This is a genomic window from Trinickia fusca, assembly GCF_003628145.1.
GTDB classification, from domain to species: Bacteria; Pseudomonadota; Gammaproteobacteria; order Burkholderiales; family Burkholderiaceae; genus Trinickia; species Trinickia fusca.
Map to the genome: position 1 here is coordinate 1 of NZ_RBZV01000029.1, position 5,213 is coordinate 5,213.

Genomic DNA, 5,213 nt, shown 5'->3' on the forward strand with positions numbered 1-5,213 from the left:
TCTGACAAATAGCGAAAGTATCAAGTCTCACACAGTATTGAGGAAGGTTTTGTTCGTCGAGAGATGAATATGAACTGTCAGTACGTTGAGTGAGCGACCGATTCTTAACTGAATCGAAAACAGTAACAGGTTTGAACTGAAGAGTTTGATCCTGGCTCAGATTGAACGCTGGCGGCATGCCTTACACATGCAAGTCGAACGGCAGCGCGGGCTTCGGCCTGGCGGCGAGTGGCGAACGGGTGAGTAATACATCGGAACGTGTCCTGGAGTGGGGGATAGCCCGGCGAAAGCCGGATTAATACCGCATACGCTCTACGGAGGAAAGCGGGGGATCTTCGGACCTCGCGCTCAAGGGGCGGCCGATGGCGGATTAGCTAGTTGGTGGGGTAAAGGCCTACCAAGGCGACGATCCGTAGCTGGTCTGAGAGGACGACCAGCCACACTGGGACTGAGACACGGCCCAGACTCCTACGGGAGGCAGCAGTGGGGAATTTTGGACAATGGGGGAAACCCTGATCCAGCAATGCCGCGTGTGTGAAGAAGGCCTTCGGGTTGTAAAGCACTTTTGTCCGGAAAGAAATCCTTGACCCTAATATGGTCGGGGGATGACGGTACCGGAAGAATAAGCACCGGCTAACTACGTGCCAGCAGCCGCGGTAATACGTAGGGTGCGAGCGTTAATCGGAATTACTGGGCGTAAAGCGTGCGCAGGCGGTTCGCTAAGACCGATGTGAAATCCCCGGGCTTAACCTGGGAACTGCATTGGTGACTGGCGGGCTAGAGTATGGCAGAGGGGGGTAGAATTCCACGTGTAGCAGTGAAATGCGTAGAGATGTGGAGGAATACCGATGGCGAAGGCAGCCCCCTGGGCCAATACTGACGCTCATGCACGAAAGCGTGGGGAGCAAACAGGATTAGATACCCTGGTAGTCCACGCCCTAAACGATGTCAACTAGTTGTTGGGGATTCATTTCCTTAGTAACGTAGCTAACGCGTGAAGTTGACCGCCTGGGGAGTACGGTCGCAAGATTAAAACTCAAAGGAATTGACGGGGACCCGCACAAGCGGTGGATGATGTGGATTAATTCGATGCAACGCGAAAAACCTTACCTACCCTTGACATGGACGGAATCCCGCTGAGAGGTGGGGGTGCTCGAAAGAGAACCGTCGCACAGGTGCTGCATGGCTGTCGTCAGCTCGTGTCGTGAGATGTTGGGTTAAGTCCCGCAACGAGCGCAACCCTTGTCCTTAGTTGCTACGCAAGAGCACTCTAAGGAGACTGCCGGTGACAAACCGGAGGAAGGTGGGGATGACGTCAAGTCCTCATGGCCCTTATGGGTAGGGCTTCACACGTCATACAATGGTCGGAACAGAGGGTCGCCAACCCGCGAGGGGGAGCCAATCCCAGAAAACCGATCGTAGTCCGGATTGCACTCTGCAACTCGAGTGCATGAAGCTGGAATCGCTAGTAATCGCGGATCAGCATGCCGCGGTGAATACGTTCCCGGGTCTTGTACACACCGCCCGTCACACCATGGGAGTGGGTTTTACCAGAAGTGGCTAGTCTAACCGCAAGGAGGACGGTCACCACGGTAGGATTCATGACTGGGGTGAAGTCGTAACAAGGTAGCCGTATCGGAAGGTGCGGCTGGATCACCTCCTTTCTCGAGCTTAGCGCTCCAAATCTAAGTACTCACGCTTATCGGCTGTAATAAGACAGACTCAGGGGTCTGTAGCTCAGTCGGTTAGAGCACCGTCTTGATAAGGCGGGGGTCGTTGGTTCGAATCCAACCAGACCCACCATCTTTGTCTGAGGCGAGCAACCCTTGATGTCATCTGTATGGGGGCATAGCTCAGCTGGGAGAGCACCTGCTTTGCAAGCAGGGGGTCGTCGGTTCGATCCCGTCTGCCTCCACCAATCCCCAATGGGAAGCGTTTGGATTGAATGCTTGCCATTGGCGATTGAGCCAGTCAGAGCGATACGCAAGTATCGGCTGTCGATCTTTAACAATCTGGAAGAAGTAGTAATGGATATTGGAAGCGTCTATGAGATGGACGTGGAAAATATCATGGGTAGTGATTGTATCAATGTATGAAAAGTGATCGAAAGATGACTTTGTGGATCGCGTAAGCGAGACACAAAAGTTCTCAACGAGATGACTTGGAATACGGCACAACGCGAGAACTCAATTCCTGTAACGATAGCGAATCGAAAGAGACGCACTCGTTATAGGGTCAAGCGAACAAGTGCATGTGGTGGATGCCTTGGCGATCACAGGCGATGAAGGACGCGGTAGCCTGCGAAAAGCCCCGGGGAGCTGGCAAACAAGCTTTGATCCGGGGATGTCCGAATGGGGAAACCCACTCCGTATGGAGTATCCATAGCTGAATACATAGGCTATGTGAAGCGAACGCGGTGAACTGAAACATCTAAGTAACCGCAGGAAAAGAAATCAACCGAGATTCCCAAAGTAGTGGCGAGCGAAATGGGAAGAGCCTGTACGTGTTATTTGTGTTGTTAGCTGAACGCTCTGGAAAGTGCGGCCATAGCAGGTGATAGCCCTGTAAGCGAAAACAGCATGAAAGGACTAAGCGTACGACAAGTAGGGCGGGACACGTGAAATCCTGTCTGAAGATGGGGGGACCATCCTCCAAGGCTAAATACTCGTGATCGACCGATAGTGAACCAGTACCGTGAGGGAAAGGCGAAAAGAACCCCGGGAGGGGAGTGAAATAGATCCTGAAACCGCATGCATACAAACAGTCGGAGCCTCGTAAGGGGTGACGGCGTACCTTTTGTATAATGGGTCAGCGACTTACGTTCAGTAGCAAGCTTAACCGATTAGGGCAGGCGTAGCGAAAGCGAGTCCGAATAGGGCGTTCAGTTGCTGGGCGTAGACCCGAAACCAAGTGATCTATCCATGGCCAGGTTGAAGGCACGGTAACACGTGCTGGAGGACCGAACCCACTAACGTTGAAAAGTTAGGGGATGAGCTGTGGATAGGGGTGAAAGGCTAAACAAACTTGGAAATAGCTGGTTCTCTCCGAAAACTATTTAGGTAGTGCCTCGTGTCTCACCTTCGGGGGTAGAGCACTGTCATGGTTGAGGGGTCCATTGCGGATTACCTCGCCATAGCAAACTCCGAATACCGAAGAGTGCAATCACGGGAGACAGACATCGGGTGCTAACGTCCGGTGTCAAGAGGGAAACAACCCAGACCGCCAGCTAAGGTCCCCAAATATGGCTAAGTGGGAAACGAAGTGGGAAGGCTAAAACAGTCAGGAGGTTGGCTTAGAAGCAGCCACCCTTTAAAGAAAGCGTAATAGCTCACTGATCGAGTCGTCCTGCGCGGAAGATGTAACGGGGCTAAGCCATATACCGAAGCTGCGGATGCGTGCTTGCACGCATGGTAGGAGAGCGTTCCGTAAGCCTGCGAAGGTGCACTGTAAAGTGTGCTGGAGGTATCGGAAGTGCGAATGCTGACATGAGTAGCGATAAAGGGGGTGAAAGGCCCCCTCGCCGTAAGCCCAAGGTTTCCTACGCAACGTTCATCGGCGTAGGGTGAGTCGGCCCCTAAGGCGAGGCAGAAATGCGTAGCTGATGGGAAGCAGGTCAATATTCCTGCACCATTGTTAGATGCGATGGGGGGACGGATCGCGGAAGGTTGTCCGGGTGTTGGAAGTCCCGGTCGCTGCATTGGAGAAGGCGCTTAGGCAAATCCGGGCGCATAATTCAAGGGTGTGGCGCGAGCGGCCTTGAGCCGCGAAGCAATCGGAAGGGGTCCCAAGAAAAGCCTCTAAGCTTCAGTCTAACAATGACCGTACCGCAAACCGACACAGGTGGGCGAGATGAGTATTCTAAGGCGCTTGAGAGAACTCGGGAGAAGGAACTCGGCAAATTGGTACCGTAACTTCGGGATAAGGTACGCCCTTGTAGCTTGACTGGCCTGCGCCAGAAGGGTGAAAGGGTTGCAATAAACTGGTGGCTGCGACTGTTTAATAAAAACACAGCACTCTGCAAACACGAAAGTGGACGTATAGGGTGTGACGCCTGCCCGGTGCCGGAAGATTAAATGATGGGGTGCAAGCTCTTGATTGAAGTCCCGGTAAACGGCGGCCGTAACTATAACGGTCCTAAGGTAGCGAAATTCCTTGTCGGGTAAGTTCCGACCTGCACGAATGGCGTAACGATGGCCACACTGTCTCCTCCCGAGACTCAGCGAAGTTGAAGTGTTTGTGATGATGCAATCTCCCCGCGGCTAGACGGAAAGACCCCATGAACCTTTACTGTAGCTTTGCATTGGACTTTGAACCGATCTGTGTAGGATAGGTGGGAGGCTATGAAACCGGAACGCTAGTTTCGGTGGAGCCGTCCTTGAAATACCACCCTGGTTTGTTTGAGGTTCTAACCTTGGCCCGTCATCCGGGTCGGGGACAGTGCATGGTAGGCAGTTTGACTGGGGCGGTCTCCTCCCAAAGTGTAACGGAGGAGTACGAAGGTACGCTAGGTACGGTCGGAAATCGTGCTGATAGTGCAATGGCATAAGCGTGCTTAACTGCGAGACCGACAAGTCGAGCAGGTGCGAAAGCAGGTCATAGTGATCCGGTGGTTCTGTATGGAAGGGCCATCGCTCAACGGATAAAAGGTACTCTGGGGATAACAGGCTGATACCGCCCAAGAGTTCATATCGACGGCGGTGTTTGGCACCTCGATGTCGGCTCATCTCATCCTGGGGCTGTAGCCGGTCCCAAGGGTATGGCTGTTCGCCATTTAAAGAGGTACGTGAGCTGGGTTTAAAACGTCGTGAGACAGTTTGGTCCCTATCTGCCGTGGGCGTTGGATATTTGAAGGGGGCTGCTCCTAGTACGAGAGGACCGGAGTGGACGAACCTCTGGTGTACCGGTTGTCACGCCAGTGGCATCGCCGGGTAGCTATGTTCGGAAGAGATAACCGCTGAAAGCATCTAAGCGGGAAACTCGCCTTAAGATGAGATATCCCCGGGGACTTGATCCCCTTGAAGGGTCGTTCGAGACCAGGACGTTGATAGGTCGGGTGTGTACACGCAGTAATGCGTTCAGCTAACCGATACTAATTGCCCGTACGGCTTGATCCTATAACAAGTGTGTTTCTACACGCTCAGGATTGAGTCCGCATTCGTGCCGCAATCACTACCTCATTACACACAATACTTCTTCCCAGATTGGCTGGTCGC

At 53.2% G+C, this 5,213-nt stretch carries 2 tRNA genes and 2 rRNA genes; all 4 read left to right on the top strand.

The annotated features are described in order from the left end of the window. Nucleotides 1–133 precede the first annotated feature (133 nt). The 4 genes from D7S89_RS26940 (at nucleotide 134) to D7S89_RS26955 (ending at nucleotide 5,114) form a co-directional block, all read left to right on the top strand. A 16S ribosomal RNA gene (locus D7S89_RS26940) occupies nucleotides 134–1,664 on the top strand. Between the two features lie 62 nt (nucleotides 1,665–1,726). After that, nucleotides 1,727–1,803, top strand: a tRNA-Ile gene (locus tag D7S89_RS26945). A 39-nt stretch (nucleotides 1,804–1,842) separates the two neighbouring features. Further along, nucleotides 1,843–1,918: transfer RNA gene (locus D7S89_RS26950), tRNA-Ala, on the top strand. Between the two features lie 315 nt (nucleotides 1,919–2,233). Next, nucleotides 2,234–5,114 (top strand): 23S ribosomal RNA (locus D7S89_RS26955). The 16S and 23S rRNA genes sit together here with 2 tRNA genes alongside, the layout of an rRNA operon. The last annotated feature ends 99 nt before the right edge of the window (nucleotides 5,115–5,213 follow it).